The sequence below is a fragment of the Phaeacidiphilus oryzae TH49 genome, assembly GCF_000744815.1.
Classification (GTDB): domain Bacteria; phylum Actinomycetota; class Actinomycetes; order Streptomycetales; family Streptomycetaceae; genus Phaeacidiphilus; species Phaeacidiphilus oryzae.
The window spans coordinates 470,911-496,106 of record NZ_JQMQ01000005.1; the positions used below are offsets into that span (position 1 = coordinate 470,911).

A 25,196-nucleotide genomic window follows, 5' to 3' on the forward strand; every position below is an offset into this window, starting at 1 on the left:
CGGCGCCCGCACCGGCGCCGACCCACACCCGCTCGGGGGCCTCGTGACGGCCGCGGTCTTCCGCGCCCTGGGCACGAACGCCGAGGTCCACACCGCCCTCCCGGACCGCCGGGCGCTGGCGGCGGCGGAGGCGGAGGCACGCGCCGAACTGTCCGCGATCGACCTGGCCTGCAGCCGGTTCCGCGCGGACTCCGAGCTCTCCTGGGCGAACGCCGCCGCCGGCGGCGGCCCGGTCTCCGTCGGCCCGGTGCTGGCGGAGGCGCTGGACGCGGCCTGGCGGGCGGCCGAGCTGACCGGCGGAGCGGTCGACCCCACGGTCGGCCGGTCCGTCGCCGCCCTCGGCTACGACCGGGACTTCTCCCTGGTCGCCGCCCGCCGCCCGGAGGAGTTCGGCCCGCTGACGGCGGCCCGTCCGGCCCCCGGGATCGCCTCGGTGGACTGGGACCCCGCGTCCCGCACCCTCACCCTCCCCGCCGGCACGGCGCTCGACCTGGGCGCCACCGCCAAGGCCCTGGCCGCCGACCGCTGCGCCCGGCGCGCGGCCCGCGCGGCCGGCTGCGGGGTCATGGTCAACCTCGGCGGGGACCTGTCCATCGCCGGGGAGCCGCCGGAGGGCGGCTGGCGGGTGGAGATCGCCGACGACCACGCCGCGCCGGACCCCGAGCCCGGCCCGGTGGTGGTGCTCCGCGACGGCGGGCTGGCCACCTCCGGCACGGCGGTACGCCGCTGGCAGCGCGCCGGCGGCGGCACCGTCCACCACATCGTCGACCCCCGCACCGGCCGCACCCCGCCAGCGGTCTGGCGCACCGTCAGCATCGCCGCCGCCGACTGCGTGGACGCCAACACGGCGGCCACCGCGGCCCTGGTGCTCGGCGAGGACGCGGCCGACTGGCTGCGCGGCACGGGGCTGCCGGCCCGGCTGGTCCAGGAGGACGGCGCCGTCCTCCGTCTCGGTGACTGGCCGGAGCCCGAGCGGCTGTTGGAGCAACACACGAAGGGAGGCCGCGGATGACCTGGCTCTGGTATGCCACCCGCGCGGGCGGAACCGTCGCCCTGGTGCTGCTCACCGCGACCGTGGTACTCGGGATCGCCGCCGGAGGGCGGTACGCCCCGCGCAGGATCGCCCGCTTCGAGGTCTCGGCGCTGCACCGCAACCTGTCGGTGCTGTCGCTGGTCTTCCTGGCCCTCCACATCACCACCGCGATCGCGGACAGCTTCGTCCCGATGACCTGGACGGACGCCTTCCTGCCGTTCACCTCCGCGTACCGCTCGTTCTGGGTCGGGCTGGGGGCGGTGGCCCTGGACCTGCTGCTGGCGGTCGCGCTGACCAGCGCGGTCCGGCTGCGGCTCGGCCGCCGCCGCTGGAAGGCCGTCCACTGGCTGGCGTACGGCGCCTGGCCGGTGGCCATGCTCCATGGCTACGGCATCGGCACCGACAGCAAGCTCGGCCCGCAGCTGGTGCTCTACCTGATCTGCGCGGCGGCCGTCGGCTTCGCCGGTGTGCTGCGGCTGCGCCGGGCCCGCCCGGCCCGGCAGCGGAGCCGGTCCACCGAAGGGAGCCGGGCATGACCTCCTACGCCCAGACCGCGCGCCCGAACGGCGGGCAGCCGAGGCCCGCCGACGGCCCGTACGGCTCCCGGCTGCTCGCCGGCTGGTACGAGACCGGGCGCAGCGCGGACCTGACCGAGCATCTGCGCCGGCACGGCGCGCCGCCCCGCTACCCCGCCGAGGTCCTGCTGGACGCCGTCGAGCGCTCCGGGCTGACCGGGCGCGGCGGCGGCGGCTTCCCCACCGGCCGCAAGCTGCGCACCGTCGCGGCGGCCGGCGCGCGCCGCCGCCGCGGGGTGCCGGTGGTGGTCGGCAACGGCATGGAGAGCGAGCCGGCCAGCCGCAAGGACGACACCCTGCTGGCCATCGCCCCGCACCTGGTGCTGGACGGGCTGGTGCTGGCCGCCGCCGCGGTCGGCGCCGACGAGGCCCATCTGTGCCTGCCGCGGACCGAGCCGGAGCGGATAGCCCAGCTGGAGGCCGCCGTGGCCGAGCGCGAGCGCCGCCGGGTGGACCCGTCGGGCCTGTCCGTCCAGGTGCACGCGCTGCCGCACCACTTCGTCTCCAGCGAGGAGACCTCGCTGGTGCGCTGGCTGAACGGCGGCGAGGCCCGTCCGCTGGCCACTCCCCCGCGCCCGTTCGAACGCGGGGTCGGCAAGCGGCCCACGCTGATCGACAACGTGGAGACCCTCGCCCAGCTCGCCCTGATAGCCCGTCACGGACCGGACTGGTTCCGGGCCGTGGGCACCGCCGAGGACCCCGGCACCGCACTGGTGACGGTCTCCGGAGCGGTCGCCGTGCCCGGCGTCTACGAGGCGCCGCTGGGGACCCCGGTGGCCGGGCTCCTCCAGCTGGCCGGCGGGGTGACCGCCGCTCCGCTGGCGCTGCTGGCCGGCGGCAGCTTCGGCACCTGGCTGCCCGCGGACACCCCGCAGGCCACCGGCCGGCGCGGGGCGGGCATCCTGACCGCGCTGCCGCAGGGCGCCTGCGGCCTGTCCGAGACCGCGGCCATGCTGCGCTATCTCGCCGGGCAGAGCGCCCGGCAGTGCGGGCCGTGCCGCCTCGGGCTGCCCGCGGCGGCCGAGGACTTCGCCCAACTGGCCTGGGGCTCGGCCGATCCCGAGCTGCCGTACCGGCTGCGCGAGCGGCTGGGGCTGCTGCCCGGGCGGGGCGCCTGCCGGCATCCGGACGGCGCCTCCCGGCTGGCCGCGTCCGCGCTCGAGCTGTTCGCCGAGGACGCCCAGCGGCACCTGTACCACGGCCCCTGCCCGGGGGCGCACCGTCCGATCACGGTGCCGCTGCCCGAGGTGGCGGTCCCCGGAGAGGATGAGTGGCGATGAGCCAGTCCACCGGATACCGGCTGACCCTCGATCAGGTCGCCTGCGAGGGCCACGGGCTCTGCGCCGAGCTGCTGCCCGAGCTGATCGACCTGGACGAGTGGGGCTACCCGGTGTTCCGCGGCACCGAGGTGCCCGCGGAGCTGCTGGCGCACGCCCGGCGTGCGACCGCGGCCTGCCCCGTCCTGGCCCTGCGCCTGGACCAGGCCCGGTCCTGACGGAGGGTCGGCCGGCCTGAAGAAGTTCTTAACCACCGCTACGGGAGACTGCCCGATCGTGATCACCAGTTCGACCAGGGACGCCCGGGAGACGGAGCCGGCACCCGCCGGGGGAAGCGGCACGGCGGGGCCCGAGGGGAACGAGCGGCTCACCGCGCTCACCGGTGCCGTGCTGCTCGTCCTCTTCGCCGCCCAGGGCGTCACCCTCCTCTCCATCAGCTCCCTGCTCACCGAGCACTTCTTCATCGGCCTGCTGCTGGTCGGCCCGGTCTGCCTGAAACTCGGCAGCACCTGCTACCGGGCGGTGCGCTACTACACCGGCCATGCCCCGTACCGCCGCAAGGGGCCGCCGGCCCCGCTGCTGCGGCTGGTGGGGCCGCTGGTCGCGCTGCTCAGCATCGCGGTGCTGGGCAGCGGCCTGCTGCTGGCCTTCGGCTGGCGGGAGATCGGCCCGTTCCCGGTGCTCTTCCTCCACAAGGCGAGCTTCTGGGCCTGGGCCGCCGTGATGGCCGTGCATGTGCTGGCGTACATCTGGCGGCTGCCCCGGCTGATCGCCGCCGACCTGGGCCGGCGCCGCGGCTCGCGGCACGGGGCCCCGGGACCCGGCCGGGCGGGGCTGCGCTGGTCGCTGGTGGCCGCCTCGCTGGCCGCGGGGACACTGCTGGCCATGGCCGAGGTGCACCTGGTCACCACCTGGCGGCAGGGCTAGGGCCGCGGGCGGGGCGGGCGGACGACGGCCGCGGCCGGCTGTCGGCGATCCGTCGGCGATCCGTCGGCGTCATGTCGGCGGCCGCCGGCACTCTCGCCCTGAACAGCGAGAACGCCAGCAAGAGGAGCGCCGCCGCCATGTCGTCCGCATCCCCCGTCCCGCCCTGGGACGTCCACCGCCCGCCGGCCGCCGAGGGCAGGGTCTTCCTGGTCACCGGCGGCAACGCCGGCATCGGGTACTTCACCGCCGAGCAGCTGGCGGCGACCGGGGCGACCGTCGTGCTCGGCAGCCGGAGTCCGGCCCGGGCCGAGGCCGCCGAGTCCTCGATCCGGTCCCGCGTCCCCGGGGCGCGGGTGCGCTCGGTACGGCTGGACCTCGCCGACCTGTCCTCGCTGCCGGGGGCGGTGGAGTCGCTGGGGGTGGCACGCCTGGACGCGGTGGTGCACAACGCCGGCGTGGCCCTCGACCACCCGCCCCGCCGGGAGACCGCGGACGGCCACGAGCTGATGTTCGGCACCAACCACCTCGGACACTTCGCGCTCACCCGGTGGCTGATGCCGCTGCTCTCGGCCGCGCCCGCGGCCCGGGTGGTGACCGTGGGCAGCTTCGCGGCCAAGTCGGAGCGGCTCGACCTGGACGACCTGCAGTCCCGGCGGGGGTACCGGCCCAAGCGCGGCTACGGCCGCTCCAAGCTGGCGCAGATGTACTTCGGGCTGGAGCTCGACCGCCGCCTCCGCGCCGCCGGCAGCACCGTGAGCAGCGTGGTGGTCCATCCCGGCGGGGCGCTGGACGGCCTCGCCCCGGCCCGGCCGCCGCTGCACCGGCCCACCGCCGGCGCGCGGCTGCGGGCGGCCCCCGCGGCCCTCCTCGTCCAGGGGAAGCAGGCGGGCGCGTGGCCGGCGGTCCGGGCGGTGCTGGACCCCGCGGTGCGCGGCGGCCGGTTGTGGGGCCCGCGGGTCCTCGGGCTGCGCGGCCGGCCGCGAGCCGAACCGCTGTGGGCCCAGCTGACCGAGTACTTCGTCGCGGAGCGGCTGTGGGCGGCCTCCCGCGAGCTGACCGGGGAGGACCCGGGGGCCGTCACGGTTTGAGCAACTCCCGGAAGAGCTCCCGCAGTTCGTCGTCCGGGATGCCCTCGGCGTCCCGGTCCCGCAGCCGCAGGGTGGCCTTTCCCGACAGCAGCTCCGGATGCCGCCCGGCGAATCCGCCGTCCCGGCCCTGCCAGCCGTAGAGGGACACCCCGTGCGCCCACACCCCGAGGTGGAACCGGCGCGGGCCGGCGGTGTAGGTCGGCATCCGGTAGGCCAGGGTGACGGCGGCCTCCGGATGGACCTCCAGGATCAGCCGGTGGATCCGCTCGAAGAGCGCCCGCTGCTCGGGGGCGATGCCCTCGATGTAGGCGCGTACCTCGTCGTCCGGGTCGCGCATGCCGTCCGTCTCCACCCCCATATTCTGCGCCCCCACGCGGCCGGCGGCCGGGTAGGCTCGCAGGCGGATCGCGGCGGCGAAGGGGGAGCGCACGTGTCCGACCAGGAAATGTTCAGCGTCTACGGGCGGATGACCGCCCTGCCGGGGCGGCGCGAGGAGCTGGTCGACCGGCTTCTCGACGGGTTCCGCGCCGGGGGCACCGACAGCGGGCTGCTCGCCTTCAGCATCAACACCGCCCCCGACGACCCGGACACGGTCTGGCTGACCCAGCTGTGGAAGGACAGGGCGGCGCACGACGCCGTCACCCGTTCCGAGCCGGTCGCGGCGGCCACCCGCCGGGTGCTCCCGCTCCTGGCCCAGCCGCCCGAGGGCTCGTACGGCCATGCCCTCCACGTCCACGGCTGGGTGCCCGGGGCCTGACGGAACGTCAGCCGCCGGTCCCGCCGCACTCGGCCGCCCGGCCGTCGTGCGCGGTGGTTACGATGCCGACGAGCGATCTCAAGAGCAGGACCGGGACCGGCATCCGGAACCCCGGGGACCCCGGAACACCAGAGAAGGACGAGCATGCCCCTGCCGAGTGAATCCGGCGGCATCACCATCACCCTGACCATCAACGGCGAGAAGCGCACCCTTCCCGTCGACTCCCGCAGCACCCTCCTTGACGTGCTGCGCGAGCGGCTCGACCTGACCGGCAGCAAGAAGGGCTGCGACCAGGGCCAGTGCGGCGCCTGCACGGTGCTGCTTGACGGCCGGCGGGCGCTGTCCTGCCTGCAGCTGGCGGTCGCGGCCGAGGGCCGCGAGATCACCACCATCGAGGGCGTCGCCGACGGCGACACCCTCCACCCGGTGCAGCAGGCCTTCCTCGAACTCGACGGCTACCAGTGCGGATACTGCACTCCCGGGCAGATCTGCTCGGCGATAGCCGTCCTCGACGAGCACGCGGCCGGCTGGCCCTCCGCGGCCACCGAGGACGTCCGCCCGGAGGCCGGACCGCCACCGCTGACCGCCGAGGAGATCCGCGAGCGGATGAGCGGGAACCTCTGCCGCTGCGGGGCGTATGTGTCGATCGTCAAGGCCGTGCAGCAGGCGGCGGGCGCCGGCGGCGGCAAGGACGGTAAGGACGGCAAGGGCGTCAAGGAGGCCTCCGCGTGAGGGAGTTCGCATACCGCAGGGCCACCGACCTGGACGGCGCCCTGGCGCTGCTGGCGGAGGCGCCGGACCCGGCCGAGGCGCGGTTCCTCGGTGGGGGCACCAATCTGGTGGATCTGATGAAGTCCGGGGTGGAGCGGCCGTCGCTGCTGGTGGATGTGCGGGAACTGCCGTTGGGCGGGATCGAGTCGACCGCGGAGGGCGGATTGCGGATCGGGGCCACGGTCAGCAACAGCGACCTGGCCGCAGATGGGGAGGTGCGGCGGCGCTATCCGCTGCTGGCGCAGGCGGTGCTGGCCGGGGCCTCGGGCCAGCTGCGCAACATGGCCACGGTCGGCGGCAACCTGCTGCAGCGCACCCGCTGCGGCTACTTCGCCGACGTCAGCCGCCCGTGCAACAAGCGGGTCCCGGGCAGCGGCTGCCCGGCCATCCAGGGCGAGCACCACAACCACGCCATCCTGGGCGCCTCCCCGCACTGCGTGGCCGTCCACCCCTCCGACATGGGGGTGGCGCTGGCCGCGCTGGACGCCGTGGTGACCTACCGCACCGCGCAGGGCGAGGGGCGGCTCCCGCTCACCGACTTCTACCTCCCGGTCGGGGACTCCCCGCACCGGGAGACCGCGCTGCCGCCGGGCGCCCTGATCACCGGTGTGGTCCTGCCGCCGGCCCCGGTCGCCGCCCACTCGCGCTACCGCAAGGTGCGCGAGCGCGCCTCCTACGCCTTCGCGATCGGCTCGGTGGCGGCCGCCCTGGCGGTCGAGGGGGGCACGGTGCGGCAGGTGCGCCTGGCCCTGGGCGCGGTCGCCTCCCACCCCTGGCGGGCCCGGGCCGCCGAGGCGGCGCTGACCGGCCGCCCGGCCACCCCCGCCTCCTTCGCGGCCGCCGCCGAGGCCGAACTGGCCACCGCCGCACCCCTGCCCCACAACGGCTACAAGGTCACCCTCCTCCACAACCTCATGGTCGCCGTCCTGACCGAACTCACCCAGGAGGCCACCCGATGACCGTCAGCACCGGTGTCACCGGCACCGCCGCCACCCGCCTCCGGGAGGTCGGCGCGGCCCGCACCCGGGTCGAGGGCCTGGCCAAGGTGACCGGCGCGGCCCGCTACGCCGGCGAGCACGAGTTCGCCGAACTCGCCCACGGCTGGCTGGCGCTGTCCACCATCGCGCGCGGCCGGATCACCGCCCTGGACGACGGGCCGATCCTCGCCATGCCCGGCGTGCTCACCGTCCTCCACCACGGCAACGCCCCGCACCTGGAGCCGACCGAGAACCGGTTCGGCACCGACCCGACGCTGATGCTGCTGCAGAACGACCGGGTGCCGCACGCCGGCTGGCCGGTCGCGCTGGTCGTGGCGGAGACCTCGGAGCAGGCCCGGGAGGCCGCCGAGGCGCTGGCCGCCCACATCGAGTACGAGGAGGAGCCGCACGACACGGTCCTCACCGCGGACCACCCCGGCCTGCGCTCCGACGACTCGCGGCAGACCGAGAAGGGCGACGTGGAGGCCGGGCTCGCGGCCTCGGCGGTGGTCGTGGACGAGGAGTACACCACCCCCGAGGAGCACCACAACGCGATGGAGCCGCACGCCAGCACGGCCCGCTGGGAGGGCGGCCGGCTGGAGGTGGTGGACTCCAACCAGGGCTCCTTCCTGGTCGCCCAGGACCTGGCGAAGATCTTCTCGCTGGACGCCGCCTCGGTCCGGGTCCGCGCCGAGCACGTCGGCGGCGCCTTCGGCTCCAAGGGCTCGACCCGCCCGCAGGCGGTGCTGGCGGCCATGGCCGCGACGGTCCTCCAGCGTCCGGTACGGGTGGTGCTGACCAGGCGTCAGATGTTCTCGCTGGTCGGCTACCGCAGCCCCACCGTGCAGCGGGTCCGGCTCGGCGCCGACGCCGACGGGCGGCTGCGCGCCTTCGACCACACCTCGTCCTGCCTGACCTCCTCCGTCTACGAGTTCGTCGAGCAGTGCTCGGCCTTCGGCCGGGTGATGTACGACGCGTCGGACGGCCACCGCACGGCGGACCGGGTGGTGCCGCTGGACGTCCCCACCCCGCGCTGGATGCGGGGCCCCGCCCAGGCGCCCGGCTCCTTCGCGGTGGAGTCGGCGCTCGACGAGCTGGCCGAGAAGTGCGGGATCGACCCGGTCGAGCTGCGGGTGCGCAACGACCCGGCCGCCGGGCCGGTCTCCGGACTGCCGTTCAGCACCCGGCGGCTGCCGGAGTGCTTCCGGGAGGGTGCCCGCCGCTTCGGCTGGGCGGACCGGGACCCGCGCCCGGGCGTCCGCCGGGACGGCCGCTGGCTGCTCGGCACCGGCACCGCCGCGGCCGTCTACCACTCCAGCGCGGCCCCCTCGACGGCCTCGGTGACGGCGGAGCCGGACGGCGGCTTCACCGTCCGGATCACCGCCGCCGACATCGGCACCGGCGCGCGCACGGCGCTCACCCAGATCGCCGCCGACGCGCTGGAGGTGGCGCCGGGCCGGATCCGGATGCGGATCGCGGACAGCGACTTCGGCCCGGCGATGATCGCCGGCGGCTCGATGGGCACCCGCTCCTGGGCCTGGGCGATCACCGCGGCCGCGGCTGAGCTGCGCGAGCGGCTGGCGCTGCTGGGCCCCGGCGGAGCGGTGCCGCCGGAGGGGATCACCGTCCGCTCGGACACCACGGACGCCATCCGCGCCCTCGCCCAGCGCGAACGGCACACCTTCGGCGCCCAGTTCGCGGAGGTGGCGGTGGACCCGCTGACCGGCGAGGTGCGGGTGCGGCGGATGCTCGGGATGTTCGCGGCCGGCCAGGTGGTCAACCCGCTGACCGCCCGCAACCAGCTGGTCGGCGGAATGATCTGGGGCATCTCGATGGCGCTCCACGAGGAGGCCGTCCGCGACCCGGCCACCGGCGCGCTGGCCAACGGCGATCTGGCGGGCTACCACGTGGCGGCCAACGCCGACGTCCCGCTGGTCGAGGCGGACTGGGTGGACGACCCGGACCCGGAGGACCCGGTGGGGGTGAAGGGCGTCGGCGAGGTCGGCATCGTCGGAGTGGCGGCGGCCATCGCCAACGCCGTGTGGCATGCGACCGGCGTCCGGCACCGGCGGCTTCCGCTGCGCCCGGACCGGATCCTGACGGCGGGCACCGCCGTCGGCTGACCGGTCGCGGCCCGTTCCGCTCCCGGGGTCGACGCGAGGTCGACGCCGGGAGCGGGCCGGCCGCCGGTCGGGGGCGAGCGGCCGGAACCGGCGGTCAGCCCTGCCGGCCGTCGATCGAGCGGAACTCGTCGAACCAGGTGAGGTTCCGGCCGGGCAGCCCGTCCGAGCCCTGCTGGACGGTGTGCGGGCAGAAGACGCTGTTCAGCACCCACGGCGTCTTGTGCGGCCCGAACTGCGAGGACATCGCGGCGTCCTGGCTGATCCCGTAGCCGGCCACGGCCAGCTTGCCGGTCTTGCGGAACCGCGCCATCTGCGCGGTCAGGAAGCTCCGGTGGGCCTGGAACCAGTCGCAGGAGTCGACGAACTCGTTCCACTTCTGCTCGCTGAACGGCTGCTTCAGGGCGTCCTGGATCACCTGCCAGACGAGGGTGCCGGCGGGCAGCCCGTAGCGCTTGGCGAAGTCGCTCGGCGCCGGGTCGGAGAGGTGCGCCTTCCAGAGCTGCACCAGGGAGAACTCGGTGGCCAGGAACCGCTGGTCGTCGCGGAGGTAGGGACGGACGTAGTCCACGTACTCCTGCGCCTCGGCGGCGCTGGCCACGTGCGGGTGGATGTCCACCCCTGAGATCGCGCGGTTCTGCGCGACGAAGGTCATCCAGCGCTTGGTCTGCGGGGTGCGCTGCTCGGGCTTGTCGAGCCCGGTGAGCGCGCCCATGTAGATCCGCGTCCGGGAGCCCGAACCGAAGTGGGCGTCCCGGTACTGGATGACGTGCTGGGCGAGGGACTCGTAGAACTCGTTGATCCGGCTGCTCTCGCGGTCGGCCTTGGCGGTCTCGTAGAAGGGCTCGTTGCCCACGCCCAGGATCGAGACCTTGTCCATGGCCACCGCGAGCACCTTGTCCAGGCGGTCCAGGGCGGTCCGCATCTCCGGGCTGCCGGGGGCGGGGAGGCCGCTGTCGTAGTTGAACTTCAGGGTCAGCACCGTGCCGTAGCCGCGGTCGACGGCCTCCAGCAGCTTCCGCATGCCGGTCTGCCCGGCGACCGTGCCGTGGTCGGCGTCCTGCATCAGGTAGAAGCAGCGCACCCAGGTCGCCGAGACGGCCTCCAGCTCACTGAAGTCGATCGCGTCCAGGCTCTGGTTGTAGTTGGCCGCCAGCACGCCGGTCGCGGCGGGCGCGGAGACCCTCGCCGTCGCGTCCGCCCCCGTGCTCGCGCTCGCGGAGGGCGAGCCGCCGGCGCCTCCGCCCTGCGCCGAGGCGCAGCCGGCCGCGCCGAGGGCGACCGCCGCCCCCGCTCCCGCCGACCATCCGAACACCCGCCGCCGCGAGGGCCGTCGCATCGCCGACCCGATCGGGCCCTCGCCCGACTCGCCGTCTCCCACCGCTACCGTTTCCTCTCCGCCTCCGACTCAAGAACGCGGTCACTCAACCGCGCCCGGTGCCCGGCGGACCGGGCGACACGCGGAGCGCGGCCGCGGCGTGACGCCGCTCACGTCGAGTTCCGACCTTTCCGCGGGGAGGGCATGGCGGCCCCTCGAAGATCCTGCGAAGCCCTAAGCTGGCGGGCATCGACGAGGGTGAGGGGGCCCGGGGTGGGCGATGTGCTGGTGATCGGCGGGGGGATCGCGGGGCCGGCCACCGCGCTCGCCCTGCAGCGGGCCGGCCTCGACGGGATCGAGGTCTTCGAGGCGCAGCCGGAGGGCGGGGCGGACGCCGGCGCCTTCCTCACCCTGGCCGGCAACGGGGTGTTCGCCCTGGACCAGTTCGGAGCCGCCGGGCTGCTGGACCCGCTGGGCTTTCCGGTGCTGCGGATGAGCGTCCTCGGCGCGGACGGCTCGGCGCTCGCCGAGGACGTCCCGCTCGGCGACGCCGGTGACCCGCTCACCCACTACCGCTGCCTCCGCCGCGCCGAGCTGGCCCGGGCGCTGCGCGAGGAGGCGGTCCGGCGCGGCATCCCCGTCCGGCACGGCGCCCGGCTGACCGGGATCGCCCCGGACGACTCCGGAGAGAGCGTCACCGCCCTTTTCGCGGACGGCGGTTCGGCGACCGGACGGCTGCTGGTCGGCGCGGACGGGCTGCGCTCCGCCGTCCGCGCGGCGCTCTCCCCGGACGCGCCGGACGCGGCTCCGGCCTACGCCGGCCAGCAGGTCTACTACGGCTACACCGACCAGGCCGATCCCCCGCACCGGGACTCGGCGCGGATCACCATGGTCCGGGGCAGCGGCGCCGCCTTCGGCTACCTCGTCTCGCCGGCCGGCGAGGCGCTGTGGTTCGCCAGGGTGCCGGGCCCGCCGCTCGGCCCGGAGGAGCTGGCCGGGAACGGACCCGACGACTGGCGCCGCCGGCTGCTGCCGCTGCTCGCCGGCGACCGCACTCCGGCGGCCGGCCTGGTGGCCGCGACCGGTGCGGAGCTGATGGCCACCAACGCCTGGCAGCTCACCCCTGGCCTGGTCTGGCGCGGTCCGCGCACGGTGCTGATCGGGGACGCCGCCCACGCCGCCTCCCCGGCCACCGGCCAGGGCGCCTCGATGGCCCTGGAGGACGCGGTGGTGCTCGCCAAGGCGCTGCGCGAGCTGCCCGTCCGGCAGGCGCTGCCGCGCTTCGAGGAGCTGCGCCGGCCGCGGGTGGAACGCAATATCGAGGTGAGCGGCGCCCTGACGGCACGGCGGCCCGCCGACCGCGGCCCGGTGGCCGACGCCGAGCGCGGTTCCCGCGGCCCGGTCACCCGGCTCGATCCGGAGCTGCGCGAACTCCTGGACTGGGGCCGGCAGTTGCCGACCCGCTGAGCGGTCCCGCGGGCTCCCGGCCGGGCCGCCGGCAGCGGCCAGGAGAGCCCGCGGTCAGGACAGCCGGCCGTCAGGACAACCGGCGGTCAGGACAGCCCGCCGTCAGGACAGCTCGATCAGCAGGTCGCCGCCCTCCACCTGCTGGATCCTGGTGATCGCCAGCCGGCCCACGGTGCCGGCCTGCTGGGCGGTGATGCCGGCCTCCATCTTCATCGCCTCGATGGTGCCCACGGTCTGGCCCGCCTCCACCCGGTCGCCCTCGGCGACGTTGAGGGTGACCACGCCCGCGAACGGGGCCGCGACCTGCCGGGGGTTCCCCGGGTCGGCCTTCTCGGTGGCCGGGATGTCGGCCGCCGCCGAGCGGTCCACCACCTGGATCGGCCGCAGCTGGCCGTTGAGGGTGGCCATCACGGTCCGCTCGCCGCGCTCGTCGGCCTCGCCGATCGCCTGCAGGCCGATCAGCAGTCGCACCCCGGGCTCCAGGTCCACGGCGTACTCGGTGTCCGGGGCGAGACCGTAGAAGAACTCCAGCGACTCCAGCACGCCGGTGTCGCCGAACTCCTGGCGGCGGGCCAGGAACTCCTTGTTCGGGCCGGGGAAGAGCAGCCGGTTGAGGGTGCCGCGGGGGTCCTTCTCCAGGCCCTCCCGGTCCTCGTCGGTGAGCTCGCGCATCGGCTTGGCCTCGGCCCGGCCGCGCAGCGCCCTGGTCCGGAACGGCTCCGGCCAGCCACCGGGCGGGGTGCCCAGCTCGCCGCGGAGGAAGCCGATCACCGAGTCCGGGATGTCGAAGCGGTCCGGCTCCCGCTCGAAGTCCTCGGGTGCCACCCCGGCCCCGACCAGGTGGAGCGCGAGGTCGCCGACCACCTTGGAGGACGGGGTGACCTTGACCAGCCGGCCGAGCATCCGGTCGGCCGCCTCGTACATCGCCTCGATCTCCTCGAAGCGGTCGCCCAGGCCCAGCGCCTTGGCCTGGGTGCGCAGGTTGGAGAGCTGCCCGCCGGGGATCTCGTGGTGGTAGACCCGCCCGGTGGGCGCGGCGAGACCGGCCTCGAAGGGCGCGTACACCTTGCGGACGCTCTCCCAGTACGGCTCCAGGTCCTCCACCGCAGCCAGGCTGAGCCCGGTCGGCCGCTCGGAGTGGTCGGTGGCGGCGACCAGCGCGGTCAGCGAGGGCTGCGAGGTGGTGCCGGCCATCGAGGCGACCGCCCCGTCCACCGCGTCCGCCCCGGCCTGGATCGCGGCCAGGTAGGTGGCCAGCTGGCCGCCCGCGGTGTCGTGGGTGTGGATGTGGACGGGCAGGCCGAACTCCCGGCGCAGCGCCGAGACCAGCTTGGTCGCGGCGGGCGCGCGGAGCAGCCCGGCCATGTCCTTGACCGCCAGCACATGCGCGCCGGCCTGGACGATCCGCTCGGCCAGACGCAGGTAGTAGTCCAGGGTGTAGAGCCGCTCGGAGGGGTCGGAGAGGTCCGAGGTGTAGCAGAGGGCGACCTCGGCGACGGCCTTGCCGGTGCCGCGCACGGCCTCGATCGCCGGGCGCATCTGCTCGACGTCGTTCAGCGCGTCGAAGATCCGGAAGATGTCGATGCCGGTGGCGGCGGCCTCCGCCACGAAGGCGTCCGTCACCTCGGTCGGGTACGGGGTGTAGCCGACGGTGTTGCGGCCGCGCAGCAGCATCTGCAGGCAGATGTTGGGCACCGCCTCGCGCAGCGCGGCCAGCCGCTCCCAGGGGTCCTCGGCCAGGAAGCGCAGCGCCACGTCGTAGGTCGCGCCGCCCCAGCACTCCAGCGAGAGGAGCTCGGGGAGGGTGCGGGCGACCACCGGGGCGACCGCCAGCAGGTCCTTCGTCCGCACCCGGGTGGCCAGCAGGGACTGGTGGGCGTCCCGGAAGGTGGTGTCGGTGACGCCGACGGTCGGCGACTCGCGGAGCATCCGGGCGAAGCCCTCCGGCCCGAGCTCCACCAGCCGCTGCCGGGAGCCGGCGGGCGGCTCCGAGCCGTCCCCGCCCGCGACCGCCGGCAGCTTGGCGGTCGGCGCCAGCAGCTGCGGCCGGCGGCCGTGCGGCTGATTGACCGTCATGTCGGCCAGGTAGGTCAGCAGCTTGGTGCCGCGGTCGGCGGAGTGCCGGGCGGTCAGCAGCTGCGGCCGCTGCTCGATGAAGGAGGTGGTGACCCGCCCGGCCTGGAAGTCCGGGTCGTCCAGCACGGCCTGGAGGAACGGGATGTTGGTGGCCACCCCGCGGATCCGGAACTCGGCGACGGCGCGGCGGGCCCGGCCGATGGCCGCCCGCAGGTCGCTGCCCCGGCAGGTGAGCTTCACCAGCATCGAGTCGAAGTGGGCGTTGATCTCCGTGCCGGCGTGGGTGGTGCCGCCGTCCAGGCGGATGCCGGAGCCGCCCGGCGAGCGGTAGGCGCTGATCCGGCCGGTGTCCGGGCGGAAGCCGTTGGCCGGGTCCTCGGTGGTGATCCGGCACTGCAGCGCGGCCCCGCGCAGCCGCACGGTGTCCTGGCTCAGGCCGAGGTCGGCGAGGGTCTCGCCGGAGGCGATCCGCATCTGCGCCTGCACCAGGTCGACATCGGTGACCTCCTCGGTGACCGTGTGCTCGACCTGGATCCGCGGGTTCATCTCGATGAAGACGTGGTTGCCGTCCCGGTCGACCAGGAACTCCACGGTCCCGGCGTTGCGGTAGCCGATCTCCTTCGCGAACCGCACCGCGTCCCCGCAGATCCGCTCGCGCAGCGCCGGGTCCAGGTTGGGGGCCGGCGCCAGCTCGATGACCTTCTGGTGGCGGCGCTGCACCGAGCAGTCCCGCTCGAACAGGTGGATGACGTTCCCCTCGCCGTCGGCGAGGATCTGCACCTCGATGTGGCGCGGCTCGACCACGGCCTTCTCGATGAAGACGGTCGGGTCGCCGAAGGCCGAGGCGGCCTCGCGCGAGGCCGCCTCGATCGACTCGCGGAGCACCGCCGGGTCCTCCACCCGGCGCATCCCGCGGCCGCCGCCACCCGCGACCGCCTTCACGAACACCGGGAAGCCCAGCTCCTCGGCGGCCCTGGCCAGCTCGTCCACGTCGTCCGAGGGCTCCGAGGAGCCGAGCACCGGAACCCCGGCCGCCCGGGCGGCGGCCACCGCCCGGGCCTTGTTGCCGGTCAGCTCCAGGGTGCCGGCGTCCGGCCCGACGAAGGTGATGCCGGCCTCCTCGCAGGCCCGGGCCAGCCCCGGGTTCTCGGAGAGGAAGCCGTATCCGGGGTAGACGGCGTCCGCGCCGGCCCGGCGGGCCGCGCCGACGATCTCCTCCGCCGACAGGTACGCCCGCACGGGGTGGCCCGGCTCGCCGATCTCGTAGGCCTGGTCGGCCTTCAACCGGTGCAGCGAGTTGCGGTCCTCGTGCGGGAAGACCGCGACGGTGCGCGTGCCGAGCTCGTAGGCGGCGCGGAAGGCGCGAATCGCGATCTCACCGCGGTTCGCGACCAGTACCTTGCGGAACATGGCTCATCGGCCCCTTCTGTCGATGGGCGGCATCCGTCACACGACGTGAGCTGCGGCGGACGGCCGCCCGGCTGCGGGCCCGCCGGGCCGCTCCCGGCGCCGCCATCCCGGAAATTGACTGCCCGGGATGTCTACACGTAAGCCCGGACCGTCGAAACGTGGGTCAGGACACACCGGTATCCGGTACATCGGGGTTCGCTCCGGTGAGCCGGCGCTCGGCGGACCGCTCGGCGGCCGCCCGCCGGCCCGCCCCCCAGGCCCGGCGGCGGTACTCGCGCGGCGGCAGCCCGTAGGCGGCCGCGAAGCAGCGGGAGAGGTAGGTGTGGCTGGCGAAGCCGCACCGCTGGGCGATCGCGGTCACCGGCTGCCGCGTGGCGCAGAGCAGCCGGGCCGCGTGTTCCAGCCGCAGCACCCGGACGTACTCGGTCGGCGTGGTGCCGTAGTGCTCGCGCATCGAGCGGGAGAGGTGGGCGGGGCTGACCGCAGCCAGGCGCCGCAGCCGCGGCACGCCGTCGCGCAGCGCCTCCTCGGTCCGCATCGCCGCGCAGGCACGGGTGAGCCACTCCGGCCGCCGCACCTCGGCGGGGCGCAGGCCCGCCGCGGCCTCCTCGGCGTACGGGGCGGTCAGCTCGGCCAGCTCGGTCCAGAACCCGACCAGGTCCAGGGCGCTCGCCCCGCGTTCGTACCGGCCCAGGTACTTGCGGAACACCCGCTCGGCGCGCCGGGCCGGACGCCCCGTCAGATGCCAGCAGGGCGGCAGGGCGCCGCCCTCCCAGCGGTACGGCTCCGGGAGGTCGGCCAGCTCGATGAAGCCGCGCCAGGCCGCCGCCGGAAAGGCCAGGTTGACGTAGAGCATCCCCTCCGTGCCGGTGCCCCGCAGGGCGTGCCGGTCGCCGGGGCCGACCAGCACCACGTCGCCGGCCCGGAGCCGCTGCACCCCGTGCGACAGCAGCTGGACCCCGGTTCCGCGCAGCACCCCGACGAACTCGAAGTAGTCCGCGTGCCCGTGGATCTCGGGCGCCGCCGCCCGCGCCGACCGCCCGACCAGCGCCGCGTGGTACGGGCCGCCCTGGGCCTGGTCCGCGATGCGCAGCAGGGGGACGGGACTGGGTGCCATGGCCGCCAGTAGATCAACACAGTGCACAAACCTGCAATCCCCTGACTAGTGCCCGTTCCCTCCGCGCGGTGACCATGGCTGCCGTTGCCGCCGGTGGGCGCCCGTGCCGTGCACAGCGGGTCGAACCACGCCTCCGTCACCACCAAGGAGCGACCTCCATGTGGACCCTCTCCGGCTTCGCCGACGAGATCTCCCCCGACCTCGACGAGCAGTGCCGGGTGCTGCGCGAACTCGGCATCGGCTACGTCGAGTTCCGCAGCGCCTGGGACACCAACGTCCTGGACCTGGACGACGGGCAGCTCGAACTGGTGGCCAAGACCCTCGGCGACAGCGGGCTGCGCACCTCCTCGGTCGGCTCACCGATCGGCAAGATCGACATCACCGGCGACTTCGACGAGCACCTCCGCCGCTTCGACCGGGCCCTGCGGGTGGCCGAGCGCCTGGAGGCGCCGTACATCCGGCTCTTCTCCTTCTTCCTGCCCGAGGAGGACGACCCGGCCGCGCACCGCACCGAGGTGCTGCGCCGGATGTCCGCCCTGGCCGAGCGCGCCCGCGGGCACGAGGTCGTCCTGCTGCACGAGAACGAGAAGCGGATCTACGGCGACACCCCGGAGCGCTGCCTCGACCTGGTCGAGTCGGTCGGCTCCGAGCAGCTCCGACTCGCCTGGGACGCGGCCAACTTCGTGCAGTGCGGAGTCCGGCCCTTCACCGAGGCGTACCCGATGCTCCGCCCGCACCTGGAGTACATCCAGATCAAGGACGCCGATCGGAGCAGCAGCGAGCCGGTGCCGGCCGGCGAGGGTGACGGCGAGATCAGGGAGACGCTGCGCGCGCTGCACGAGGACGGCTTCGACGGCTTCTTCTCCCTCGAACCGCATCTGGTCGCGGCCGGGCCGATGGGCGGGTTCAGCGGGGCCGAGCTGTTCGGCACCGCGCACCGCGCTTTCACCGGGCTGCTCGACGAAGCGCGTCTGGAGTACAAGTGAGCACCGCGGCACAGCGGGGAGAGCCGATGCGATTCGCGATCATCGGCGCGGGCGTGATCGGCGGCACCCACGCCGCCGCCGTCCGCTCCCTCGGCGAGCGGGCTGAACTGGCCCTGGTCGTGGACCGGCTGCCGGACCGGGCCCGCAAGCTGGCGGCCGAGCACGGGGCGGAGCATGCCGACTCGGCCGAGGCGGCCTTCGCCCGGGAGGACATCGACGCCGTGGCCGTCTGCACGCCGAGCGGCCACCACGCCGACCTCGCGGTGGCCGCGCTGGACGCCGGGAAGCACGTGGTGGTGGAGAAGCCGCTGGACGTGAGCCTGAAGGCGGCCTTCCGGGTGGCCGAGGCGGAGCGCCGCAGCGGCCGCACGGTGACGGTGATCAGCCAGCACCGCTTCGACCTGGCGAGTCGGCTGGTCCGCCGGGCGGTGGAGGACGGCCGCTTCGGCCGGCTGACCTCGGCGGTGGCCAGCCTGGCCTGGTGGCGCAGCCAGGGCTACTACGACTCCGGTGACTGGCGCGGAAGTTGGGCGCTGGACGGCGGCGGGGCGCTGATGAACCAGGGCGTCCACACCATCGACCTGCTGGTCTGGATGCTGGGCGACCCGGTCGAGGTGTACGCGCAGACCGGCTGCCTGGCGCACGAGCGGATCGAGGTGGAGGACACCGCGGTGGCCACGGTCCGGTTCGCCGGCGGCGCGCTGGCGGTGATCCACGGCACCACGGCGGCCTACCCGGGCCTCACCGCCCGTCTGCAGATCCACGGCGACCGCGGATCCGCGGTCATCGACGACGACCGGCTGGCGTACTTCCACTCCGCCGACGACGCCGCCGGCGGCGAGTCCCCCGCCTACGGGGCGGGCGAGTCCGCGAACCAGGCCGCGGACCTCCTCGCCGCGCACGGCGGCGGCGCGCCGGCGGCCCCGGCGGGGCCGCGGCCGCGGCCGGCCTCGCGAGCGCGGGCGCCCACGCCGACCAGTACCGCGACTTCGCGGACGCCGTGACCGAGGGCCGCCCCCCGGTCGTCACCGTCGCCGAGGCCACCAAGACCCTGGCGGTGGTCCGCGCGATCTACGACTCCGCCCGGAGCGGCCGCCCCGAGCCGGTGACCTGGCGGGACGCCCCGCTGGACGGGCCGGAGCAGGCTCACTCCTGAGCCGTGCGGCCGCGGCCGGCCGGCCTGCTCCCGCCCCGGCCGCGGTCCCCCTCTTGGCGCCGGCTGGGGCGGCCCCAGCGTTCCGCCGACAGCCGGGGCCGTGCGGGCGTCGCGTCGGCCGTGCGGGCGTCGCGTCGGCCGCGCAAACCGGTCAGCTCAGCCCCAGTTCGGCCAGCACCTCCTCGGTGTGCCGGCCAGGGGCCGGGACCGGGCCGCTGCCGTCGCCGCGGCCGTATGCGCGGCTGCGCCGGGATCGCGAAGGACTCGCCCTCGGCGGTGGCGGACCGGGTGAAGGTCTCGTTGGCGAGGACGTCCGGCGACTCCAGCACCTGGTCCTAGCCGCGTACCGCGCCGGTGACCAGGCCGGCCCCGGAGAGCTCGGCGACGCACTGATCGGTCGTCAGGTGGCCCAGCCCGGCGGCGATCCGCTCCTCCACGTCCGCTCTCCCCTCCCCGCCATCCCGGACGGCGGCTCACGCGGGCCCGCCGCCGGACGTCCGCCGCGCCGGGCGGTCAGCGCCCGCCGGAGACCGTGACCGTGGTGCCGGTGACGAAGGAGGCGGCCGGCGAGGCCAGCCAGGAGACCGCCTCGGCGATCTCCTCCGGCTCGCCGATCCTCCGCATCGGGACCTGGGTGCGCGCGGCCTCCTCGGCGAACTCGGTGGTCATCTCGCTCCGCACCACCCCCGGGGCCACTCCCACCACCCGGACGCCCTCAGCGGCCACCTCGTTGGAGAGCCCGTGGACGAAGCTGTCCAGGGCGCCCTTGGTGGCGGCGTAGGAGACCAGCCCGTCCAGGCCGCCGGTGCGCGCGGCCACCGAGGAGATCAGCACGATGGTGCCGCCGCGGCCGCCGTGCCGGGTGGACATCCGCAGGACGGCCTCCCGGGCGCAGAGGATGGTGCCCAGGACGTTGACCGCGACCAGCCGGCGGATCCCCTCCGGGGTCTGCGCGTCCACCCGGTTCTTCTCGCCCAGCACCCCGGCGTTGCCGACCAGCAGCCCGGGTGTCCCCAACTCGCCCTCCACGGCGGCGAAGAGCGCCTGCACCTCGGCCGGCTCGGCCTGGTCCGCCCGGTAGGCGCGGGCCGTGCCGCCGGCCGCCTCGATCTCCGCGACGGTCCGCTGTGCGCCCTCGGCCCCGCTCGCGTAGCCGACCGCGACGGCGTAGCCGTCCGCCGCCAGCCGGCGGCAGATCCGCCGGCCGATCCCCCGGGAGCCGCCGGTCACCAGCGCCACCCGCCGCTCGTCGCCCATCAGCGCCAGCCCTCCCGCACCGTCCGCACCGTCCGCACCGTCCGCGCCGTCCGCGCCGTCCGCACCCGCCATCGCCGGAACGGGGGACAGCCTCCGCCCCGGCGGCGTGGTCTGGCAAGGAGGCGCGGCGGGCTGAGCCGGGACCCGCGGTCGGGGGGCCGGTGGCCGGGGGCCCGGGTCAGGTGGCCGCGGTCAGCACGATCCGGCCCGGTACCGCCCCCCTGGCGAGGTCGTCCAGCGAGTCGTTGACGGACTCGGCGGTCAGCGGCCGGCTGATGATCGGGGTCCGGGGCAGCCGGCCCGAGCGGGCCAGCTCCACCACCGCGCGCAGCTCCTCCAGGGTGCCGACGTAACTGCCCTGCAGAGTCAGCCGCTTGAGCGGCATCAGGTTGGTCGGCAGGGCCATCTCGCCGCCGAACAGGCCGACCTGGACCAGCTTGCCGTCCCGGGCCAGCGAGTCGAGGGCGAACCGGGCGGTGGCGCCGCTGTTCACGAAGTCCACGATGCCCGCGGCCCCGCCCCCGGTGACCGCGCGCAGCCGCTTGCGGGCGGCGTCGGTCGAGCCGTCGACCGGCGAGCTGTCGACGGTGTCGGCCGCGCCCAGTTCGCGGGCCGTGGCCAGCCGGTCCCGGTCGACGTCCACGGCGGTGATCCGGCGGTGGCCGAGGGCCTTGAGCACCGCGACCGCCATCAGCCCGACCCCGCCGGTGCCGAGGACCACGATCTCGTCGTCCGGGCGGCCCTCCCGCAGCACCTTGCGCACCGCGGAGTACGCGGTCAGCCCCGAGCAGGCGAGGGTGGCCGCCCAGGCGGTGTCCACCCCCGCGACGTCCAGCAGGTAGCGCTCGTGCGGGACGTGCACCATCTCGGCGTAGCCGCCGAACCGGCGGACGCCCAGGTTGCGCTGGTCCGGGCAGCGTTCGTCGTGCCCGGCCAGGCAGTCCTCGCACTCGGCGCAGCCGGTCCACGGGAAGACCAGCCGCACGTCGCCGACGGCGACGCCGGTGACGGCCTCGCCGACCGCGACCACCTCGCCGGCCATCTCGTGCCCGGCGACCACCGGCTCGTCGCCGAGGGAGGCGCCGAGCTGCCCGTCCCGGATGTGGACGTCGCTGTGGCAGACCCCGCTGTGCGTCAGCCGCAGCAGCACCTCGTGCCCGACCGGGGCCGGCGTCGGGATCTCCCGCTCGCGTGCCTGACCGCCCGCTCCCTCGAAGGCGTAGATCTTCACGGTGACCCCTCGTCCTCTCCTGCGCCGCCCTGGACTCCCGAACCGCCCGGTCCGGGTCCGGCGCACGCTACTCCCGGACCAACTGGTTCGGCAACGGTCCCGCTGGCTACACTCCGCCGCATGCGCCGAGCCGGTCACGCCACCCGCAGCCGCCTGCTGGCGGCCGCCCGCCGGGAGTTCGCCGAGCACGGCCCGGCCGGGGCCCGGATCAACCGGATCGCGGCCGAGGCCCATGCCAGCAAGGACCGGCTGTACGCGTACTTCCCCAGCAAGGAGGAGCTCTTCGGGGAGGTGATCCGGCAGTGGCTGCTGGAGTTGGAGGCCGCGGCCCAGCCCTCCCCGGACGACATGCCGGGCTACGTCGGCCGGCTCTTCGACCACTTCGTCGAGCACCCGCGGGACGGCCGGCTCGCCGCCTGGGCCCAGTTGGAGGCCGAACAGCACCTCCTCGGACCGGACTTCGACATCCTCGGCAGCGCCGTCGAGGCCGTCCGGGAGGGCCAGCGCGGCGGCACCGTCGACCGCGCCTGGGCCCCCCGCGACCTGGTGCTGCTGCTGATCGGCATCGCCCGCGGGATGAGCGTCCCCGGCTGGTCGCACCCGCCGTCCGGCGCCGGGCGGCAGCCCACCGTCGACCGGCGCCGGGCGGCGGCGGTGGAGGCCGCGCGGCGGCTGATCACGGCGGCGCCGTAAGCCGCACGGTCGGCGTTCTGGCGCGCCGGGCGGGTGCTCCCTACTCTGCTCCCATAGTTGCCGTCACCAGTGGCGCCGGGGGCCTAAGAGAATGACTGACGAAACGTCAGGCGCCGTGGGCGCCAAGCCGATCGGCACGGCCTCCGGCCCCGCCGCGCGCGGACTGCGCCGGGACGCGGTGGGGCTGCGCGAGGTCCTCTTCCAGTCGATCACCGCGATGGCGCCCGGCGCCGCGGTGGCCGCCTCCATCCCGGCCGGCGCCGCCTGGGCCGGCGGCAGCCTTCCGCTCGCCGTGCTGGCCGCACTGGTGGCCTGCCTCTTCACCGCCAACTCGGTGGCCGAGCTGGCCCGGCACATGCCGGCCGCCGGCTCCGTGGCCACCTACTCCGCACAGGGCCTCCACCCCGCCGTCGGCTTCCTGGTCGCCTGGGGCTACGTGGCCGTACAGGCGATGATCCCGACCCTGCTGCTGCTCCAGCTCGGCTTCACCACCGCGGGCACCCTCAGCACCGAGTGGCACGGCTACCCGGCCGGCCTGTGGTGGCCGTGGGCGCTGGCCGGCGCGGTGGTGATCGGCCTCGCCGGGGTGTACGGGATCCGCGGTTCGGCTCGGCTCGGCACCGTGCTCGGCGCCTTCGAGATCGCCGTCTTCGTGGTCTTCGCCGTCCTGCTGATCGTCGACGCCGGCGGCCACAACACCCTCTCGGTCTTCGGCACCGGCCACACCCCGGCCGCCCACCACGGGCTGAGCGGCGTGATCGCCGGATCGGTCTACACCGTGCTGGCCTTCGCGGGCTTCGAGGCCGCCGCCCCGCTCGCCGAAGAGGCCGCGGACCCCCGGCGGACGGTACGCCGGGCGGTGCTGGGGGCGGCGGTCGCGATCGGCGCGGTGTACGTCCTCACCACGTACGCCATGGACGTCTACTTCGGCCCCGGCCGGTTCTCCGGCTTCGGCACCGACGGGCCCGCCTCCTGGGGCGGGGTGGCCCGCGCCTCGTACGGGCTGCTGTGGCTCTTCGTCTTCCTGGCCGTGGTCAACTCGACCATCGCCAACGCCAACGCGGGGGCCAACGTCTCCACCAGGACCGGCTTCGCGCTGGGGCGGATCGGCGTGCTGCCGCGCGGCTTCGCCTACGTCTCCGAGCGGCACCGCTCGCCGCTGGTCGCGGTCGGCGTGCAGTTCGCGATCGCGGTGGGCGCGACGCTGGCGATCGGGCTGGGATTCGGCCCGGTGAACGGCTTCCTGCTGGTGGCCACGGCGATCGTGGTGGTCGTGGTCTCGGTCTACATCGTGGTGAACCTGGCCTGCGTCGGCTACTTCCTGCGCCGCCGGCGGTCGGACTTCCGGGTGCTGCGGCATCTGGTGCTGCCGGTCCTCGGCGTGCTGGTGCTGATACCGGCGCTGCTCACCGCGGCCGGCATCCCGGCCTTCTCCTTCATCGCCCGGCTCACCGCCCCGGTCTCCTACGCCGGTCCGGCGGTGCTGGTCTGGATGGCCCTCGGCGTGCTGCTCCTGGCCTGGCTGTGGGCCCGTCACCGGCAGTCCGTGCTGGACACCGCCCGGGTGCACGCCGAGGAGTGACGGCCGGCGCCGACGACGGACGCCCGTCGAGCCACGCGGCAGCGGGCCCGGCCCCCGTGGTCAGCCTGTGGGGACCGGGCCCTGACGTTGCGTCACCGATGGTTGTTCAGCCGGCGCTCAGCCCGCGCTCAGTCCGAAGACCGTGGTCTGGTCGTAGACCTGGCCCGGCCGCAGTTCGGTGGACGGGAAGTTGCCGTGGTTCGGGGAGTCCGGGTAGTGCTGGGTCTCCAGCGCGAACCCGTCGCCCTGCCGGTAGGTGTGGCCGCTGATCCCCACCAGTGACCCGGTGAGGAAGTTGCCCGAGTAGAACTGGACGCCCGGCTGGGTGGTCCAGATCGTCAACCGCCGCCCGGAGGACGGGTCCGACGCCTTCGCGGCCAGCGAGAGCCCGCCGCCGGAGCGGTTGAGCACCCAGTTGAGGTCGTAGCCCTGACCCGTCAGCATCTGCGGGTCGCTGGAGTTGATCCGGGCACCGATCGCGGTGGGCGAGGTGAAGTCCATCGGGGTGCCCTTGACCGTGGCGATCTGCCCGGTCGGGATCTGCGTCGTGTCGGTCGGGGTGTACTTGTCGGCGTTGAGGTACAGCCGCTGGTCGTAGACGTCGCCGGAGGCCTCGCCCGCCAGGTTCCAGTAGGTGTGGTTGGTCAGGTTGACCACCGTCGGCTTGTCGGTGGTCGCCTGGTAGTGGACGGTCAGCTTGTTGTCCTGGCCCAGGGTGTAGGTCACCTCGCTCTTGAGCGTCCCCGGGTAGCCCATCTCGCCGTCCGGACTGGTGTAGTCGAGCTTCAGGCCGACCGAGCCGTCCTTGCCCTTGACCTCGGTCGCGGACCAGATCTTCTTGTCGAAGCCCACCGTCCCGCCGTGGAGGCTGTTGCCGTTGTTGTTGACCGGGACGTGGTAGGTCTTGCCGTCCAGGGTGAAGGTGCCCTTGGCGATGCGGTTGGCGTACCGGCCGATGAGCGCGCCGAAGTACACCCCGCCGCCCGCGGTCGGGCTGTTGTACTTCACGTAGTCGTCAAGGGTGCGGAAGCCCAGCACGACGTCGGCCTCCCGGCCGTGCCGGTCCGGCGCGTCCAACTGCTGGATGATCCCGCCGTAGGTCAGGATCCTGACGGTGACCCCGTGCCCGCTGTCCAGCGTGTAGCGGTACACGGACTGCCCGCCCGTGCTGCCGAAGTACTGCTTGCCGATGGAGGCCGGGCCACCGCCCCCGTGGCCCTCACCTCCCCTGTGCGCGGCGGTCGGTGTGGTGGCCGCCGTGGCGCCGACCACGGCGGCCACCGCCGCCGGCAACGCCACGGCGGCGACCAGGCCCCGCCGCCCCCTCGGCAGTCTCGCTGTCCGGAGAAGTCGTACCCGCACTGCCCCCTCCTCAGAT

The 25,196-nt window shown here is 75.0% G+C and carries 23 protein-coding genes; 16 read left to right on the forward strand and 7 right to left on the reverse strand.

The genetic code is table 11. From position 1 onward, the window contains the following. Nucleotides 1-43: 43 nt before the first annotated feature. The 6 genes from BS73_RS06435 to BS73_RS06460 all read left to right on the forward strand — a co-directional run bounded on the left by BS73_RS06435 (nucleotide 44) and on the right by BS73_RS06460 (nucleotide 4,900). Nucleotides 44-1,012: an FAD:protein FMN transferase gene (locus tag BS73_RS06435; RefSeq protein WP_037570384.1), complete on the forward strand. Its 969-nt coding sequence runs from the start codon at nucleotides 44-46 to the stop codon at nucleotides 1,010-1,012. After that, entirely contained in the window at nucleotides 1,009-1,569 is a 561-nt protein-coding gene (locus BS73_RS06440; RefSeq protein ID WP_037570386.1) for a ferric reductase-like transmembrane domain-containing protein, read from the forward strand. Before BS73_RS06435 ends, BS73_RS06440 begins: the two co-directional genes overlap by 4 nt. After that, nucleotides 1,566-2,888, forward strand: a complete 1,323-nt coding sequence (locus BS73_RS06445; RefSeq protein ID WP_063836929.1) for an NADH-ubiquinone oxidoreductase-F iron-sulfur binding region domain-containing protein — start codon at nucleotides 1,566-1,568, stop codon at nucleotides 2,886-2,888. The genes BS73_RS06440 and BS73_RS06445 overlap by 4 nt, the downstream gene beginning before the upstream one ends. Then, entirely contained in the window at nucleotides 2,885-3,103 is a 219-nt protein-coding gene (locus tag BS73_RS06450) for a ferredoxin (protein WP_037570388.1), read from the forward strand. Before BS73_RS06445 ends, BS73_RS06450 begins: the two co-directional genes overlap by 4 nt. A 58-nt stretch (nucleotides 3,104-3,161) precedes the next feature. Further along, nucleotides 3,162-3,812, forward strand: coding sequence for a hypothetical protein (locus tag BS73_RS06455; RefSeq protein ID WP_037570390.1), 651 nt, complete (start codon nucleotides 3,162-3,164; stop codon nucleotides 3,810-3,812). A gap of 137 nt (nucleotides 3,813-3,949) precedes the next feature. After that, a complete protein-coding gene (locus tag BS73_RS06460; protein WP_051941339.1) occupies nucleotides 3,950-4,900 on the forward strand; it encodes an SDR family NAD(P)-dependent oxidoreductase in 951 nt (316 codons plus the stop codon). On the opposite strand, the gene BS73_RS06465 is transcribed toward BS73_RS06460, so the two are convergent. Further along, nucleotides 4,890-5,252 (reverse strand): iron chaperone, encoded by a 363-nt coding sequence (locus BS73_RS06465; RefSeq protein WP_235215325.1) that lies wholly within the window; start codon nucleotides 5,250-5,252, stop codon nucleotides 4,890-4,892. The two genes, BS73_RS06460 and BS73_RS06465, sit on opposite strands and share 11 nt — an antisense overlap. A 78-nt stretch (nucleotides 5,253-5,330) precedes the next feature. On the opposite strand from BS73_RS06465, the gene BS73_RS06470 reads away from it, so the two are divergent. The 4 genes from BS73_RS06470 (at nucleotide 5,331) to BS73_RS06485 (ending at nucleotide 9,528) form a co-directional block, all read left to right on the forward strand. Further along, on the forward strand, nucleotides 5,331-5,657 hold the full coding sequence (locus BS73_RS06470) for a putative quinol monooxygenase (RefSeq protein ID WP_084703842.1): 327 nt from the start codon (nucleotides 5,331-5,333) through the stop codon (nucleotides 5,655-5,657). Nucleotides 5,658-5,801: 144 nt separating this feature from the next. Further along, a complete protein-coding gene (locus BS73_RS06475; protein ID WP_037570394.1) occupies nucleotides 5,802-6,389 on the forward strand; it encodes a (2Fe-2S)-binding protein in 588 nt (195 codons plus the stop codon). Further along, a complete protein-coding gene (locus BS73_RS06480) occupies nucleotides 6,386-7,387 on the forward strand; it encodes an FAD binding domain-containing protein (RefSeq protein ID WP_037570395.1) in 1,002 nt (333 codons plus the stop codon). The genes BS73_RS06475 and BS73_RS06480 overlap by 4 nt, the downstream gene beginning before the upstream one ends. Then, on the forward strand, nucleotides 7,384-9,528 hold the full coding sequence (locus tag BS73_RS06485; RefSeq protein WP_037570396.1) for a xanthine dehydrogenase family protein molybdopterin-binding subunit: 2,145 nt from the start codon (nucleotides 7,384-7,386) through the stop codon (nucleotides 9,526-9,528). The genes BS73_RS06480 and BS73_RS06485 overlap by 4 nt, the downstream gene beginning before the upstream one ends. A 94-nt stretch (nucleotides 9,529-9,622) precedes the next feature. Here the strand turns inward: BS73_RS06485 and BS73_RS06490 are convergent, their stop codons facing one another. Further along, nucleotides 9,623-10,906, reverse strand: coding sequence for a hypothetical protein (locus BS73_RS06490; protein WP_152617536.1), 1,284 nt, complete (start codon nucleotides 10,904-10,906; stop codon nucleotides 9,623-9,625). Between the two features lie 210 nt (nucleotides 10,907-11,116). Here BS73_RS06490 and BS73_RS06495 point away from each other — a divergent pair, with 210 nt between their 5' ends. Beyond that, nucleotides 11,117-12,310: an FAD-dependent oxidoreductase gene (locus BS73_RS06495; RefSeq protein ID WP_037570398.1), complete on the forward strand. Its 1,194-nt coding sequence runs from the start codon at nucleotides 11,117-11,119 to the stop codon at nucleotides 12,308-12,310. A gap of 102 nt (nucleotides 12,311-12,412) precedes the next feature. Here the strand turns inward: BS73_RS06495 and BS73_RS06500 are convergent, their stop codons facing one another. Beyond that, nucleotides 12,413-15,796 carry a pyruvate carboxylase gene (locus tag BS73_RS06500; protein WP_037570400.1) on the reverse strand — a complete coding sequence of 1,128 codons (3,384 nt, stop codon included), beginning with the start codon at nucleotides 15,794-15,796 and terminating at the stop codon, nucleotides 12,413-12,415. Nucleotides 15,797-15,959: 163 nt separating this feature from the next. Further along, nucleotides 15,960-16,913 (reverse strand): helix-turn-helix transcriptional regulator, encoded by a 954-nt coding sequence (locus BS73_RS06505; RefSeq protein WP_051939576.1) that lies wholly within the window; start codon nucleotides 16,911-16,913, stop codon nucleotides 15,960-15,962. Nucleotides 16,914-17,071: 158 nt separating this feature from the next. Between BS73_RS06505 and BS73_RS06510 the strand changes: the two genes are divergently transcribed. The 3 genes from BS73_RS06510 to BS73_RS38105 are packed head-to-tail and all read left to right on the forward strand — an operon-like array spanning nucleotide 17,072 to nucleotide 19,055. Next, nucleotides 17,072-17,899, forward strand: coding sequence for a sugar phosphate isomerase/epimerase family protein (locus tag BS73_RS06510; RefSeq protein WP_037570402.1), 828 nt, complete (start codon nucleotides 17,072-17,074; stop codon nucleotides 17,897-17,899). A 26-nt stretch (nucleotides 17,900-17,925) separates the two neighbouring features. Continuing rightward, nucleotides 17,926-18,903, forward strand: a complete 978-nt coding sequence (locus BS73_RS06515; protein ID WP_051939578.1) for a Gfo/Idh/MocA family protein — start codon at nucleotides 17,926-17,928, stop codon at nucleotides 18,901-18,903. After that, the gene (locus BS73_RS38105; RefSeq protein WP_161789650.1) at nucleotides 18,900-19,055 is read left to right on the forward strand and encodes a hypothetical protein; all 156 of its coding nucleotides are present in this window, start codon (nucleotides 18,900-18,902) and stop codon (nucleotides 19,053-19,055) included. Before BS73_RS06515 ends, BS73_RS38105 begins: the two co-directional genes overlap by 4 nt. Nucleotides 19,056-19,568: 513 nt before the next feature. Here BS73_RS38105 and BS73_RS06520 read toward each other — a convergent pair. Both BS73_RS06520 and BS73_RS06525 read right to left on the reverse strand, forming a co-directional pair. Beyond that, a complete protein-coding gene (locus BS73_RS06520) occupies nucleotides 19,569-20,384 on the reverse strand; it encodes an SDR family oxidoreductase (RefSeq protein ID WP_200886655.1) in 816 nt (271 codons plus the stop codon). A gap of 106 nt (nucleotides 20,385-20,490) precedes the next feature. Then, nucleotides 20,491-21,543, reverse strand: a complete 1,053-nt coding sequence (locus tag BS73_RS06525; protein ID WP_037570405.1) for an alcohol dehydrogenase — start codon at nucleotides 21,541-21,543, stop codon at nucleotides 20,491-20,493. 120 nt (nucleotides 21,544-21,663) lie between these two features. Between BS73_RS06525 and BS73_RS06530 the strand changes: the two genes are divergently transcribed. Continuing rightward, nucleotides 21,664-22,236 carry a TetR/AcrR family transcriptional regulator gene (locus tag BS73_RS06530; RefSeq protein ID WP_037570406.1) on the forward strand — a complete coding sequence of 191 codons (573 nt, stop codon included), beginning with the start codon at nucleotides 21,664-21,666 and terminating at the stop codon, nucleotides 22,234-22,236. A 91-nt stretch (nucleotides 22,237-22,327) separates the two neighbouring features. Beyond that, nucleotides 22,328-23,818, forward strand: a complete 1,491-nt coding sequence (locus BS73_RS06535; RefSeq protein WP_084703845.1) for an APC family permease — start codon at nucleotides 22,328-22,330, stop codon at nucleotides 23,816-23,818. A 117-nt stretch (nucleotides 23,819-23,935) separates the two neighbouring features. Here the strand turns inward: BS73_RS06535 and BS73_RS06540 are convergent, their stop codons facing one another. Continuing rightward, nucleotides 23,936-25,117 (reverse strand): aldose epimerase family protein, encoded by a 1,182-nt coding sequence (locus tag BS73_RS06540; protein ID WP_235215326.1) that lies wholly within the window; start codon nucleotides 25,115-25,117, stop codon nucleotides 23,936-23,938. Between the last annotated feature and the right edge of the window lie 79 nt (nucleotides 25,118-25,196).

Bases quoted from the DNA above. Each gene is read 5' to 3' on its own strand.
- BS73_RS06440 (WP_037570386.1), top strand. From the start codon at position 1,009: ATGACCTGGCTCTGGTATGCCACCCGCGCGGGCGGAACCGTCGCCCTG.
- BS73_RS06445 (WP_063836929.1), top strand. From the start codon at position 1,566: ATGACCTCCTACGCCCAGACCGCGCGCCCGAACGGCGGGCAGCCGAGG.
- BS73_RS06450 (WP_037570388.1), top strand. From the start codon at position 2,885: ATGAGCCAGTCCACCGGATACCGGCTGACCCTCGATCAGGTCGCCTGC.
- BS73_RS06460 (WP_051941339.1), top strand. From the start codon at position 3,950: ATGTCGTCCGCATCCCCCGTCCCGCCCTGGGACGTCCACCGCCCGCCG.
- BS73_RS06475 (WP_037570394.1), top strand. From the start codon at position 5,802: ATGCCCCTGCCGAGTGAATCCGGCGGCATCACCATCACCCTGACCATC.
- BS73_RS06485 (WP_037570396.1), top strand. From the start codon at position 7,384: ATGACCGTCAGCACCGGTGTCACCGGCACCGCCGCCACCCGCCTCCGG.
- BS73_RS06500 (WP_037570400.1), bottom strand. From the start codon at position 15,796: ATGTTCCGCAAGGTACTGGTCGCGAACCGCGGTGAGATCGCGATTCGC.
- BS73_RS06505 (WP_051939576.1), bottom strand. From the start codon at position 16,913: ATGGCACCCAGTCCCGTCCCCCTGCTGCGCATCGCGGACCAGGCCCAG.
- BS73_RS06510 (WP_037570402.1), top strand. From the start codon at position 17,072: ATGTGGACCCTCTCCGGCTTCGCCGACGAGATCTCCCCCGACCTCGAC.
- BS73_RS06515 (WP_051939578.1), top strand. From the start codon at position 17,926: ATGCGATTCGCGATCATCGGCGCGGGCGTGATCGGCGGCACCCACGCC.
- BS73_RS06520 (WP_200886655.1), bottom strand. From the start codon at position 20,384: ATGGCGGGTGCGGACGGCGCGGACGGCGCGGACGGTGCGGACGGTGCG.
- BS73_RS06530 (WP_037570406.1), top strand. From the start codon at position 21,664: ATGCGCCGAGCCGGTCACGCCACCCGCAGCCGCCTGCTGGCGGCCGCC.
- BS73_RS06535 (WP_084703845.1), top strand. From the start codon at position 22,328: ATGACTGACGAAACGTCAGGCGCCGTGGGCGCCAAGCCGATCGGCACG.